The following is a 13,618-nucleotide window of genomic DNA, read 5'->3' as shown; positions in this document are numbered from 1 at the left end:
GGGGGGAGGGGGGGGGGAAGAGGGGGAAAACAACCATCAGCACGGTAAAACGACTAGGGAGGCGTCTGGGGGGGGGGAGGGAGCGGTGGCCTGGGGGGGGGACCCCCCCCCCCCCCCCCCCGCCACCCGGGTCACTCCGCCGCCGAATCACCCTCGGCAGCGGCTGCCTTCTTGGCCGCCGCGCTGGTCCGCTTGGTAGCGGTCTTGCGGGCGGTGGTCTTCTTGGCCGTCGTCGTCTTCTTGGCGGCGACGGCGGTGGTCTTCTTCGCGGCGGCCTTGCGCGGCGCCCGCTTCTTGGGGGCCGGAGCCTCCTCCTCGGCGGGCTGCTCGGCGGCCGCGGGCTCCTCGACGGCCTCGGCCGTGGCGGCCTCGGTCTCGACGGGCTCGGTCTCGGCAGCCTCGGTCACGACGGCAGCGGCGGCCTCGGCCTGGTCGCTGGCGACCTGGGCGGCGGTGGCCAGCGCGGCCTCCATCACGGCCTCGGCACGCGACTGGAGCACCACGATCTCGGCCTCGGCCGGCGCGCCCGCCGGAGCGGTGGCCTTGCGGACCGCGCGACGGCGGGTCCGGCCGACCGGCTTCTCCGCCACGGCCGGCAGCTCGACCAGGCTCGGCTGCTCGGGCGCCGCAACCTCGGCCTCGGTCTCCACCTCGGCCACGGCCTCGACCGCTGCGGGCTGCTCGACCTCGGCCACCGGGACCTCGATCGCGAGCTGCTCGGCCGGCTCGTCCTTGGAGACCAGCTCGAACTCCTCGTGCTCGTGCTCCTGCTCCAGCTCGGCCGCCTCGTCCTCGATCAGGTGCGGCTGCGGCTCCTCGTGCCCCGCCCCGCCCTTGCCGCGGCGCCGGCGCTTGCCGGAGCCGGCCGCCTCGCCGGACGTGCCGACCGGGCCGCCACCGCCACCGGGGGCGGTCGGCTGCTCCATGTGCACGATCACGCCGCGCCCGTTGCAGTGCACGCAGGCCTCGGAGAAGGACTCCAGCAGGCCCTGGCCGACCCGCTTGCGGGTCATCTGCACCAGGCCGAGCGAGGTGACCTCGGCCACCTGGTGCTTGGTCCGGTCCCGGCCCAGGCACTCCAGCAGGCGGCGCAGCACCAGGTCGCGGTTGGACTCCAGCACCATGTCGATGAAGTCGATCACGATGATGCCGCCGAGGTCGCGCAGCCGCAGCTGGCGGACGATCTCCTCGGCCGCCTCGATGTTGTTGCGGGTGACGGTCTCTTCGAGGTTGCCGCCCTGGCCGACGAACTTGCCGGTGTTGACGTCGACCACGACCATCGCCTCGGTCCGGTCGATCACCAGCGAGCCGCCGCTGGGCAGCCAGACCTTGCGGTCCAGCGCCTTCATCAGCTGCTCGTCGATCCGGTAGGTGGCGAAGACGTCGACGTTGGACGTCCACTTCTGCAGCCGGTCCACCAGGTCCGGGGCCACCCCGCCGACGTACTCGTGGATCGTGTTCCACGCCTCGTTGCCGGAGACGATGACCTTGGTGAAGTCCTCGTTGAAGATGTCGCGGACCACCCGGACGGTCATGTCCGGCTCGCCGTACAGCAGCGCCGGCGCGTTGCCGGTGGCCGCCTTCTTCTGGATCTCCTCCCACTGCGCCTGCAGGCGCTGCACGTCGCGGGTCAGCTCGTCCTCGCTCGCGCCCTCGGCGGCGGTGCGCACGATGACGCCCGCGTCGTCCGGGACGATCTTCTTGAGGATCTGCTTCAGGCGGGCGCGCTCGTTCTCCGGCAGCTTGCGGCTGATGCCGGTCATCGAGCCCTCGGGCACGTAGACCAGGTAGCGGCCGGGCAGCGAGATCTGGCTGGTCAGGCGGGCGCCCTTGTGGCCGATCGGGTCCTTGGAGACCTGCACCAGCACGGACTGGCCGGACTTCAGCACCGACTCGATCCGGCGCGGGCCGCTGTGGCCGAGCTGGCCGAAGTTGACCTCACCGGCGTACAGCACCGCGTTGCGGCCCTTGCCGATGTCCACGAACGCGGCCTCCATCGACGGCAGCACGTTCTGGACCTTGCCCAGGTAGACGTTGCCGACGTACGAGGTCGCCTGCTCCTTGTTGACGTAGTGCTCGACCAGGACGCCGTCCTCCAGGACGCCGATCTGGGTGCGCTCGCCGTTCTGCCGGACCACCATCACGCGCTCGACCGACTCGCGGCGGGCCAGGAACTCGGCCTCGGTGATGATCGGCACCCGGCGGCGGCCCAGCTCGCGGCCCTCACGGCGGCGCTGCTTCTTGGCCTCCAGGCGGGTGGAGCCCTTGATCGACTGCACCTCGTCCGGGTCGAACGCGGGCTCGGTCGAGCGGCGGCGCGGCTCGCGCACCTTCACGACCGTGCGGACGCCGTCCTCGGCGGACTCGGCGGCGGCCGGCTCGGCACCGCTCTCGCCGCTGCGACGGCGACGGCGACGACGGCGACGGGACGAAGCCAGGCCACTGGCCAGCTCGTCGTCCTCCTCGTCCTCGTCGGGCTCCTCGGCCTCGACCTGCTGGGCGATCTGCGGAGCGGCCTGCGGCTCGGTCTCCTGCGCCTCGGTCTCGAACTCCTCGGCCTCACCGCGGCGACGGCGACGGCCACCACGACGACGGCGGCGCGAGGACGGACGACCGTCCTCCTCCCACTCGGCCTCCTGCTCGGGACCGGCGGTGGGCTGCTCGGGCTCGACGGCGACCGGCGCGGGCTCGGCGACCGGCGCCTCGACGACGGCCGGGCGGGCCGGAGCCTTCGGCGCGGCGGTCTTCGCGGTCTTGGCCACGGCGGCCTTCGCGCCGGCGCCCTTCTGACCACCGGTGCTGACCCGGACCGAGGTGCGGGTGCGACGGCGGCGGCCGACGCCGCTGTACTCGAACTCGTCCTCGTCCTCGCTGGCGGCAGCGGCGGGCGCGGACACCGGCGCGGCGGCCGGAGCGGCAGCGGCGGGGGCCGCCGGGGCCTCGGCGGCGGCCGGGCTCGCGGCGGGCGCGACGTAGGCGGTCGGCTCCTGGAAGACCGGGGCCTGGAAGATCGCGGTGGACGGGCGGACCGCGCGACGGCGGGCCCGCGGGGCCTCGGCGACCGGCTCGGCGACCGGAGCGGCCGCGGCAGGCGCAGCGGCAGGCTCCTCCTCGGCGACCGGCTCCTCGACGGCCGGGGTGGTGGTCACCGGCGCCTCGGCACGCTTACGGGTCCGGCGCGCCCGCACCGGCTTCTCCTCGGCCACGGGCTGCTCCGCCACCGTCTCCTCGACGGCCGCGGGCTCCTCGACGGCGGGCTCCTCGACGACCGCGGTCGCGGTCACCGGCGCCTCGGCACGCTTACGGGTCCGGCGCGCCCGCACCGGCTTCTCCTCGGCGACAGGCTGCTCCGCCACCGTCTCCTCGACAGCGGCGGGCTCCTCGACGACCGCAGTCGCGGTCACCGGCGCCTCGGCACGCTTACGGGTCCGGCGCGCCCGCACCGGCTTCTCCTCGGCAACGGGCTGCTCCGCCACCGTCTCCTCAACGGCCGCGGGCTCGGCCGGCACAACGGTCTCGGCGCTCTGCGCGGCGGCGCCCTGCGGCGCTCCGGCCGGGCGGGAGACCGCGCGGCGCCGGCGGCGCGGCGGGGCGGCGTCGCCGTGGGTTTCGCCGTCCGTGGTGTTCTGCGGTTCAGTGTTCTCAGGCATGCGGGTGGATCTCCCGTCAGGCCCCCGGGCTCCGCATCCGGGCACGGCCGGGCACCGGTGGCCGGCCTAGAGCGCTTCGGCGCTCCGGCCGACTCTCCACGGTGCCGCCGCGGGACGCGAGGCCGCACAGGGGCTCGTAGTCTCGCTCGGCGCCCCGCACGGTGCGGGGTGTCGAAAGTCTTCTGGCATGACCAGTGTTCTCAGGTTTTCCCAAGCTGCGCGGCCCCACAACCCAGGGTGGCTCCCGGGGCGGGCCGCGCCGGCCCCGAGGGGCGGCGCGGTTCTCCTGGGGCCGACCGGCCATGGGGCCGGGCAGCCACCGCAGGAATGGCCAGTGCGCGACGACGCTCGCTCCCCTGGGGAGCCGCGGCGGCCCGGAGTGCGAGGAGCCGGGTGGTAAATCCGGCTCTCACCTCCGCCCGCTAGGCGGACGCTGCGGCCTGCGGCTCGACGGCCGTCTCCGATGGGACGGCCGGGGCCGCAGCGCGGTCGAGCGCCAGCGGGTCGGTCACCGTGCCGGTCTCCTCATCGAGCGGCCCCTGCGCCAGCCTGGTCACCTCAGCGGGGACCGGCAGCGCCAGGTCGGCCGTCGCACGGAGACCGGACAAGACGTCGTCTGGTCGTACGGCGGGTGTGGCGTGTCGTACTACCAGGCGCAGTATCGCACAGGCGCGACCGGTCCGAACATCGGAGGTCGTCTCCGATTCCCCGACCGGAGCAACGCCGACCTGCGACGGGACCAGCTCGAGGCGGGAAACCGCCCCGCGCGCGTCGAAGACCCGTAGTCCGTTCTTCGTCTGACGTTCGACCTGCACCTCGTCGGCCGCGAGGAAGAGCGCAACCGCACGGGCCGCGTCCTGCTCGGCCACCTCGGGGAGCCTGAGCTCCCAGAGCGAGGCCTCCAGCCGCTCGACGAAGTTGGGCGTGCGCACCTCGACGGCGTCCACGATGTCCAGCCCGGTCGGCAGCGACTCGTCCAGCAGCGCACGCAGCGCCTGCGGGTCCCGAACGTCGGCCAAGCCGATCTCCAGGTACTCCGCCTCGCTGGCCACCCCGGTCGGAGCGGCATTGGCGTACGACACCTTCGGGTGCGGCGTGAAGCCGGCCGAGTACGCCATCGGAACGGCGGAACGGCGCAGCGCCCGCTCGAAGGCTCGCTGGAAGTCACGGTGGCTGGTGAAGCGCAGACGGCCCCGCTTCGTGTAGCGCAGTCGAATGCGCTGCACGGTGGGCGCGGGGGGCGGACCGTCGGGCGTGCGGCGTGCCAGGGTCGCTCAGTCCTTCGTGAGATTCCGCGTCCTGGTCGGGGTGAGGGGTTACCGGGCCGCCGGTCAGGACTCTGTCAATGTCAAAGGGTACGCGCTCACCCGAAGAGCCCCCGCCACACCTCGCGCACGCTCTCCCCCGCTGGCCGGTTCCAAGATCGTGGCCGCAGCCGAAAAATGCCCCCTCCGCTGGGCGGAGGGGGCATTTCCTGGCTGCGGCCAGGCCTTCGGTGCTAGGCCTTCAGCACCGTCAGGGGGAGCAGCTTCTTGCCGGTCGGGCCGATTTGGATGGTCGTGTCCATCTGCGGACAGACCCCGCAGTCGAAGCACGGCGTCCAGCGGCAGTCGTCGACCTCGACCTCCTCCAGGGCGTCCTGCCAGTCCTCCCAGAGCCAGTCCTTGTCGAGGCCGCTGTCCAGGTGGTCCCAGGGCAGCACCTCCTCGTAGGTGCGCTCGCGGGTGGTGTACCACTCGACGTCGACGCCGGTGCCGGCCAGGCCCTTCTCGGCGGCCTGCATCCAGCGGTCGAAGGAGAAGTGCTCGCGCCAGCCGTCGAACCGGCCGCCGTCCTCGTAGACCGCGCGGATGATCTTGCCGGTGCGGCGGTCGCCGCGGGAGAGCAGGCCCTCGACGATGCCGGGCTTGCCGTCGTGGTAGCGGAAACCGATGTTCTTGCCGTACTTGCGGTCGCCGCGGATCGCGTCGCGCAGCTTGCCGAGCCGGGCGTCGGTGGCCTCGGCGCTCAACTGCGGCGCCCACTGGAACGGCGTGTGCGGCTTGGGCACGAAGCCGCCGATCGACACCGTGCAGCGGATGTCGTTCTGGCCGGTGACCTCGCGGCCCTTCTGGATGACGTTCTTCGCCATCTCGGCGATCTGCAGGACGTCCTCGTCGGTCTCGGTGGGCAGGCCGACCATGAAGTACAGCTTCACCTGGCGCCAGCCGTTGCCGTACGCGGCGGCGACGGTGCGGATCAGGTCCTCCTCCGACACCATCTTGTTGATCACCTTGCGGATCCGCTCCGAGCCGCCCTCGGGAGCGAAGGTGAGGCCGGACCGGCGGCCGTTGCGGGTCAGCTCGTTGGCCAGGTCGATGTTGAACGCGTCGACCCGGGTGGAGGGCAGCGAGAGACCGATCTTGTCCTCGGTGTAGCGGTCGGCCAGGCCCTTGGCGATGTCACCGATCTCGGTGTGGTCCGCCGAGGAGAGCGACAGCAGGCCGACCTCCTCGAAGCCGGTGGCCTTCAGGCCGCGCTCCACCATCTCGCCGATGCCGGTGATGCTTCGCTCCCGCACGGGGCGCGTGATCATGCCGGCCTGGCAGAAACGGCAGCCGCGGGTGCAGCCGCGGAAGATCTCGACGGACATCCGCTCGTGCACCGTCTCGGCGAGCGGGACCAGCGGCTGCTTGGGGTACGGCCACTCGTCCAGGTCCATCACGGTGTGCTTGGAGACCCGCCACGGCACGCCGGGGGCATTCGGGACGACGCGCGCGATCCGGCCGTCCGACAGGTACTCGACGTCGTAGAAGCGCGGGACGTACACGCCACCGGTCTTGGCCAGGCGCAGCAGCAGCTCGTCCCGGCCACCCGGGCGGCCCTCGGCCTTCCAGGCGCGGATGATCGTGGTGATGTCCAGCACGGCCTGCTCGCCGTCACCGACCACGGCGCAGTCGATGAAGTCCGCGATCGGCTCGGGGTTGAACGCGGCGTGGCCGCCGGCCAGCACGATCGGGTCCTCGTCGGTGCGGTCCGCGGCCTCCAGCGGGATGCCGGCCAGGTCGAGCGCGGTGAGCATGTTCGTGTAGCCGAGCTCGGTGGAGAAGCTCAGGCCGAACACGTCGAAGGCCTTGACCGGGCGGTGCGCGTCCACCGTGAACTGCGGCACGCCCTGCTCGCGCATCAGCGCCTCCAGGTCCGGCCAGACGCTGTAGGTCCGCTCGGCCAGCACGCCCTCGCGCTCGTTGAGCACCTCGTACAGGATCATGACGCCCTGGTTGGGCAGCCCGACCTCGTACGCGTCCGGGTACATCAGCGCCCAGCGGACGTCACAGGAGTCCCACTCCTTGACGGTCGAGTTGAGCTCGCCGCCGACGTACTGGATCGGCTTCTGGACGTGCGGGAGGAGGGCCTCCAGGCGTGGGAAGACCGATTCGACTGGCATGCGGCGAACCCTTTGCGTTTGCGGGAGGGGGGATGACCCTCAAGGGTAGCCTGACGCGCACGGTCCCCCGGAACGCGCGCAGCCCCGGCGGTCGCCGGGGCTGCGCATCGGTGCTCGTCAGCGTGCTGTCGGTCAGCGCGCGGTCAGCCCGCTATCGGCCGCTGGGTGCGGACCGCCTGGAGCAGCCCGATCGCGATCCAGCCGGCGAACATCGAGGATCCGCCGTAACTCACGAAGGGCAACGGGATGCCGGCGACCGGCATGATGCCGAGCGTCATGCCGATGTTCTCGAAGGACTGGAACGCGAACCAGGTGACCACACCGCCCGCGACCACGGTGCCGAAGAGGTCGGTGGCCTGCCGGGCGATCCGGCAGCCGCGCCACAGGATCACGCCGACCAGCAGGATGATCGCCAGCCCGCCGATGAAGCCGAGCTCCTCCCCCGCCACCGTGAAGACGAAGTCGGTCTGCTGCTCGGGGACGAACTGCCCTATGGTCTGGGTGCCGTGGAACAGGCCCTTGCCGGTCAGCCCGCCGGAGCCGATCGCGATCCGGGCCTGCGCGGTGTTGTAGCCCACACCGGCCGGGTCCAGCTTCGGGTTGGCGAACGCGGCGAAGCGGTCGATCTGGTACTTGCTCAGCACCCCGAGCTTCCACACGGCCGCCGCGCCGAGCCCACCGACCGTGATCAGGCCGAACAGCCAGCGGTTCGGCGCACCGGCGGCCAGCAGGATGCCCAGGATGGTCACCGCCATCACCATGACCGAGCCCAGGTCGGGCATCAGCAGCACGACGCAGATCGGGATCCCGCCCAGCGCCAGCGCCTGGATCACCGTGCGGTCGGTCGGTATGGCCCGCTCGCCGGTGTCGACCCGGGAGGAGAGCACCATCGCCATCCCGAGCACGATCGCGAGCTTGGCGAACTCGGCGGGCTGGATCGAGAAGCCGCCGCCGAACTGGATCCACGAGTGCGCGCCGTTGATGGTCGAGCCGAGCGGGCTGAGCGTCGCGAGCAGCATCAGCATCGCCATCGCGTAAAGGATCGGCACCGCGGCGCGGATCCGGTGGTGCCCTATCGCGACGGCGGCGCCGAACAGCACCAGGCCGATCAGCAGGTTGGTCAGGTGCCGGTACAGGAAGTACTGCGGGTCGCCGTGGGTAAGCGAGTCACGGCCCCGGGTCGCCGACCAGACCAGCATCGAACTGCCGAGCGAGAGCACCAGCGCGGCGAGCACCAGTATCCAGTCGATCCGGCGCAGCGGGGCGTTCTTCGCCAGGGCCCGGCCCAGCAGGCTGCGTTGCGGGCTGAACCGCAGCGGCCGGTAGGCACTGTAGGAGGAGGTCATGCCCGGCTCCTTCCGTCGCTGCGCTGGGCGGGTTCCAGGGCCATCAGGTCGCCGCCCGCGCCGGGCAGTCCGGGGACCGGATCCGGGTAGTAGAGGCCGGCCTGTTGGGCCTGGGTGGGACCGGCCGCCCCCGGGCTCGCCTGCGCGGGATCGGGCAGCGCGGGACTGGCTTGGGCAGGACTCGCCTGAGCCGGGCTGGCCTGAGCCGGGCTGGCACCCGCGCTGGCGCCCGCGCTGGCACTGGCGCCCGGGCTGGGCGGCGCCGTGACGAGCGGCGGCACGCTGGCCAGCGTGCTGGGGATCTGGGCCGTGCCGTCCGGGTTGAACTTCGGCAGGTCGGTCTGCGGGGTCGGCAGCAGCGCCTTGCTGTTGTCGATGTTGCCGCCGGCGTCCACGCCGTACAGCGCCTGGTAGATCCGGCGGACCGCATCGCCCGAGCCGCCGGAACCGGTGCCGCCCTGGCTGATCGTCATGACCACCGCGTAGTCCTTGCTGTAGGTGGTCAGCCAGGAGGTGGTCTGCTTGCCGTAGACCTCGGCGGTACCGGTCTTGGCGTGCAGCTGGATCTTGTCCTGCGGCCAGCCGGCCCCGGTGAACTTCCAGGCCGCGGTGCCCTCGGTGATGACGCCCGCGGTGGCCTGGTCGATGTACTGCAGCGTCTTCTGGTCGTCCGGCAGCCTGCCGTCCACCTGCGGCGCGATGTCGCGGACCAGCTGGCCGCTCGGCGTGACGACGGCCTTCGCGACGGTCGGGCGGTACAGCGTGCCGCCGTTGGCGATCGCGGAGTAGATCCGGGCCATCTGGATCGGGGTGACCAGCGTGTCGCCCTGGCCGATCGCGTAGTTGACCGAGTCACCGGCGCGCATCACGTTGCCGTCCACGCAGTTCTCGCGGGCGATCTCGGTCGCGAAGTCGGTGCCGCCACCGGCCGCCTGCTTGCACCAGGCGTCCTTGTTCGCGGTGTAGAAGTCCTGCTTCCACTGGCGGTCCGGCACCCGGCCTGCCACCTCGGAGGGCAGGTCCACGCCGGTCTTGGCGCCCAGGCCGAACTGGTGGGCGGTCTTGTAGAACCAGTCGGCCGGGTTCTTCGGGTGGATCCCGCCGTCCTTCATCCACTGGTCGTAGGCCAGGCCGTAGAAGACGGTGTCGCAGGAGATCTCCAGCGCCTTCTCCAGCGAGATGTCGCCGAACTGCTCACCCTCGAAGTTCTTGAACTCGCGGCCGCCGATGGTCATGCTCTGCGGACACGGGTAGTGGCCGTCCAGCGAGTAGCCGGCGGCCACGGCGGCGGTGGTGGAGATGACCTTGAACGTCGAGCCGGGGGCGGACTGACCCTGTATGGCCCGGTTGAGCAGCGGGTAGTTGCTGTCCTGGCTGGTCAGGCCCTGGTAGTCCTTCGCCGAGATGCCGCCGACCCACAGGTTCGGGTCGTAGGTCGGCGCGCTGGCCATCGCGATGATCCGGCCGGTGTGCACGTCCATCACTATGGCCGCGCCGGAGTCCGCGACGTACGGCTTCTGGGTCTCGGTGTCGATCTGGGTGCGGGCGTCGGCCATGGCCTGGACCAGGTTCTGCTCGACCACCTTCTGCACCCGCGAGTCGATGCTGGTGACCACGTTGTCGCCGGGCTGGGCCGGCGTGGTGCCGGCGCTGCCGATCACCCGGCCGAGGTTGTCCACCTCCAGCCGGTCCACACCGGTGCTGCCGCGCAGGTCGTTGTCGTAGACCGACTCCAGCCCGGCCCGGCCGATCTGGTCGGACGGCAGGTACTTGGCCCGCCCGGTGAGGTTGGCCGTCTTGCTGACCTCGTCGTCGGTGACCGGGGAGAGGTAGCCGAGCACCTGGGCCGCGTTGGCACCGTTCGGCTCCGGGTACTGGCGCAGCGCGGTGGGCTGCGCGGTGACGCCGGGGAAGTCCTCGCCGCGTTCCATTATCTGCATCGCCTGCTGCGTGGTCGCCGAGTTGGTGACCGGGATCGGCTGGTACGGCGAACCGTTCCAGCACGGCTGCGGCGTCTTCGCGTCGCAGAGCCGGACCTTGTCCTGGACGTCCTTCGGGTTCATCCCGAGCACATCGGCGAGCCGGCCGAGCACCGCCTTGCCGTGGTCCTTCTGCTGGAGCAGCGAGGTGCGGCTGACCGAGACCACCAGCTTGGTCTGGTTGCCGGCCAGCACCTGCCCGGAGGCGTCCAGGATCTCGCCGCGGACGGCCGGCTCGACCACCTCGCGGATGTGGTTGCTGGACGCCTCGGCGGTGTACTGGCTGCCGTTGCGGATCTGCAGGTACCAGAGCCGGCCGCCGAGCGTGGCGAGCAGCGAGAGCACCAGGATCTGCAGCACCACCAGACGGATCGTCACCCGGCGGGTCCGGCCGGTCTCCGGGATGTTGCTCACGGGACGGAAACTCCCCTGGTCGATTGAGTCGTCTGGGCTCGGGACGTCAGATACCGCTGGAGCGCTTCTTGCGGCCCGACGGGCCGGCCGCCGAGACCTCACGGGTGGTCCGGTAGCGCGCGATGGTGCCCAGGCCGGGGCCGATCACCTCGCCGCCCAGCGCGCCCGGGTCCACCCGGCGGGCCAGCAGCATCACCACCGGCACCACGAACGGCGCGAGCAGCAGGTCGTACAGCAGCGCGCTGAACATCAGCCCGGGCAGGCCGACGTGCCGGGCGGCGGTGTCGCCGACCAGCGCGCCGACCCCGGCGTACAGCGCGGTGGAGACCAGCGCGGCGCCGGCCACCACCATCAGCGGCACGCTGACCGAGCGGCGCCGGCCCGGCTCGGCGCGGAACAGACCGGCCGCGTAGCCCATCACGCAGAGCACCATCGCGTAGCGGCCGATCGCGTGGTCGGAGGGCGGCGCGAGGTCGGTCAGCAGACCGGCGGCGAAGCCGACCAGGCAGCCACCGGTCGGGCCGAAGACCAGGCCCAGCCCGACCACCACCAGGAGCAGCAGGTCGGGCGTGGCGCCGGGCAGTTGCAGCCGGCCGAGCACGCTGACCTGGATCACCAGGGCGAGCAGCACCAGCACGGTGGAGAGCAGGAGGCGCTTGATCACCACGGGTCAGTTCCCCCCGGTCGGCGAGGCGGCGGGCTGGACGGGCTGCGCGGGCTGGACGGCCTGGTCGGTGGGCTGCCCGGCCGCCTGGGCCGTCGCGGGCTGCTGCGGCGCGCCACTGGGCTGCGGGCCCGGGGTGGCGGCCGGCGGCTGCGGGGCCGGGGTCGGCGAGGGCGTCGGCACCGGCGGCAGCACCGAGTCGCGCGGGTCGGTGCGCGGCGGCACCACGACGACGCCGACCAGGTCGAGCCGGGTGAACGAGACGAACGGCTCGACCAGCACGGTCTTGGTCAGCTCGCCCGGGGTGGCCTGCACCGAGAGCACCTTGCCGACCGGCACCCCGGGCACGAACGGGCGACCGCTCTGCGAGCCGAAGGTGACCAGCCGGTCGCCGGCCTTGACCTGTGCCTTGCCGTTCAGCAGCTGGACCTTCATCGGCCCCGCGCCGCCGCCGGCCGCGAAGCCGATCTCGTCGCTGCCCTCCATCCGGGTCCCGGCGGTGAAGCCGGGGTCGTTGGCGAGCAGCACGGTCGCGGTGGTCGGGCCGACCGTGGTGATCCGGCCGACCAGGCCCTGACCGTTGATCACCGTCATGTCCCGCTGCAGCCCGTCGTCGCTGCCGGCGTCGATGGTGATGGTCCAGGAGAACGCCTGGGCCGCGCCGATGGCGATCACCTGCGCGGCCTTGACGGTGTATCCGCCGGTGCCGGCCGTGCGCAGCATGTCGTCCAGCTGCTTGGTCCGGCCGGTGGCGGTGTCGGAGGAGGCGAGTCGCTGGCGCAGTTCGGTGTTCTCGGCGCCGATCTGGTCGAGCCGCTGCTGCTCGGTGCCTGAGTCGCGAATCGCCCGGACCGTACGCGCTATCGGATCGACGGCCCCCGCGGCGCTGCGCTCGACCGGACCGAGCAGCGAGGCTGCGGTCTTCCGGGCGCCGTTCAGCGGGGAGGTCTCGCCACCCTTGATGTCCACGGTGATCAGGGCGAAGGCGACGGCCACCAGCAGGACGAGCAGCAGGCGGCTCTCTTTGGTGTCCCTCACGGTGCTGCAGCTGCCCCTTCTGGAAGTCTGCGGTTTGGCGGGTCCGTCGGGCTTAACGACGCGGTTGGGCGTCCAGTACCTGCTGCAGTGCCTCGAACTCCTCGACGCAGCGGCCGGCGCCGAGCGCGACCGAGTCCAGCGGGTTCTCGGCGATGTGGATCGGCATGCCGGTCTCCCGGCGCAGCCGCTCGTCCAGCCCGCGCAGCAGCGCGCCGCCGCCGGTGAGCACCACGCCGCGGTCCATCACGTCGCCGGCGAGCTCGGGCGGGCACTGGTCCAGCGTGGTCTTGACGGCGTCGATGATCGAGTTGACCGGCTCGTCGATCGCCTCGCGGACCTCGGCGGCCGAGATCACCACGGTCTTCGGCAGGCCGCTGACCAGGTCGCGGCCACGGATCTCGGCGTGCTCGTCCTTCTCGCTCTCCGAGCCGTACGCGGAGCCGATGCTCATCTTGATCTGCTCGGCACTGCGCTCGCCGAGCAGCAGCGAGTACTCCTTCTTGATGTGCTGGACGATCGCGTTGTCCAGCTCGTCGCCGGCCACCCGGATGGACTGCGCGGTGACGATGCCGCCCAGCGAGATCACCGCGACCTCGGTGGTGCCGCCGCCGATGTCCACCACCATGTTGCCGGTAGCCTCGTGCACCGGGAGCCCGGCGCCGATCGCGGCGGCCATCGGCTCCTCGATGATGTGCACCTGGCGCGCGCCGGCCAGGTGGCTGGCCTCCACGACGGCGCGCCGCTCCACTCCGGTGATCCCGCTCGGCACGCAGACCACGACCCGCGGGCGGGCCAGGTAGCGGCGGCGGTGGATCTTCTGGATGAAGTAGCGCAGCATCCGCTGGGTGATCTCGAAGTCGGCGATCACACCGTCCTTGAGCGGGCGGATCGCGATGATGTTGCCGGGCGTGCGCCCGATCATCTTCTTCGCCTCGGACCCCACGGCGAGGATGCCGCCGGTGTTGGTGTTGACCGCCACGACTGACGGTTCGTTCAGGACGATGCCCTTGCCCCTGACGTACACCAGCGTGTTGGCAGTGCCGAGGTCGATCGCCAGGTCACGGCCGATGAACGACAGGTTGTTGGCCATGGGGTGTCGA

Annotated in this window: 8 protein-coding genes; all 8 read right to left on the bottom strand. The window is 71.9% G+C overall.

Annotated features, from left to right (window positions below; genetic code table 11):
- Positions 1-131 precede the first annotated feature (131 nt).
- Positions 132-3,650 carry an Rne/Rng family ribonuclease gene (locus AC060L_RS12670; protein WP_483798776.1) on the bottom strand — a complete coding sequence of 1,173 codons (3,519 nt, stop codon included), beginning with the start codon at positions 3,648-3,650 and terminating at the stop codon, positions 132-134.
- A 422-nt stretch (positions 3,651-4,072) separates the two neighbouring features.
- Entirely contained in the window at positions 4,073-4,876 is an 804-nt protein-coding gene (locus AC060L_RS12665; RefSeq protein WP_483798775.1) for a TIGR03936 family radical SAM-associated protein, read from the bottom strand.
- A 272-nt stretch (positions 4,877-5,148) separates the two neighbouring features.
- The gene (locus AC060L_RS12660; RefSeq protein ID WP_483798774.1) at positions 5,149-7,077 is read right to left on the bottom strand and encodes a TIGR03960 family B12-binding radical SAM protein; all 1,929 of its coding nucleotides are present in this window, start codon (positions 7,075-7,077) and stop codon (positions 5,149-5,151) included.
- A gap of 143 nt (positions 7,078-7,220) precedes the next feature.
- Complete coding sequence (rodA, locus tag AC060L_RS12655; protein ID WP_483798773.1) at positions 7,221-8,423, bottom strand: rod shape-determining protein RodA; 1,203 nt, start codon at positions 8,421-8,423, stop codon at positions 7,221-7,223.
- Entirely contained in the window at positions 8,420-10,816 is a 2,397-nt protein-coding gene (gene mrdA, locus AC060L_RS12650) for a penicillin-binding protein 2 (protein ID WP_483798772.1), read from the bottom strand. Before mrdA ends, rodA begins: the two co-directional genes overlap by 4 nt.
- A 46-nt stretch (positions 10,817-10,862) precedes the next feature.
- A complete protein-coding gene (gene mreD / locus AC060L_RS12645) occupies positions 10,863-11,483 on the bottom strand; it encodes a rod shape-determining protein MreD (protein WP_483798771.1) in 621 nt (206 codons plus the stop codon).
- 3 nt (positions 11,484-11,486) lie between these two features.
- The gene (gene mreC / locus AC060L_RS12640; protein WP_483798770.1) at positions 11,487-12,518 is read right to left on the bottom strand and encodes a rod shape-determining protein MreC; all 1,032 of its coding nucleotides are present in this window, start codon (positions 12,516-12,518) and stop codon (positions 11,487-11,489) included.
- 52 nt (positions 12,519-12,570) lie between these two features.
- Positions 12,571-13,596 carry a rod shape-determining protein gene (locus AC060L_RS12635; RefSeq protein ID WP_483798929.1) on the bottom strand — a complete coding sequence of 342 codons (1,026 nt, stop codon included), beginning with the start codon at positions 13,594-13,596 and terminating at the stop codon, positions 12,571-12,573.
- Between the last annotated feature and the right edge of the window lie 22 nt (positions 13,597-13,618).

This window comes from Kitasatospora sp. NEAU-69 (assembly GCF_057158765.1).
The sequence above is the reverse complement of the archived record's forward strand: the minus strand, read 5'-3'. Positions and strand labels throughout refer to the sequence as shown.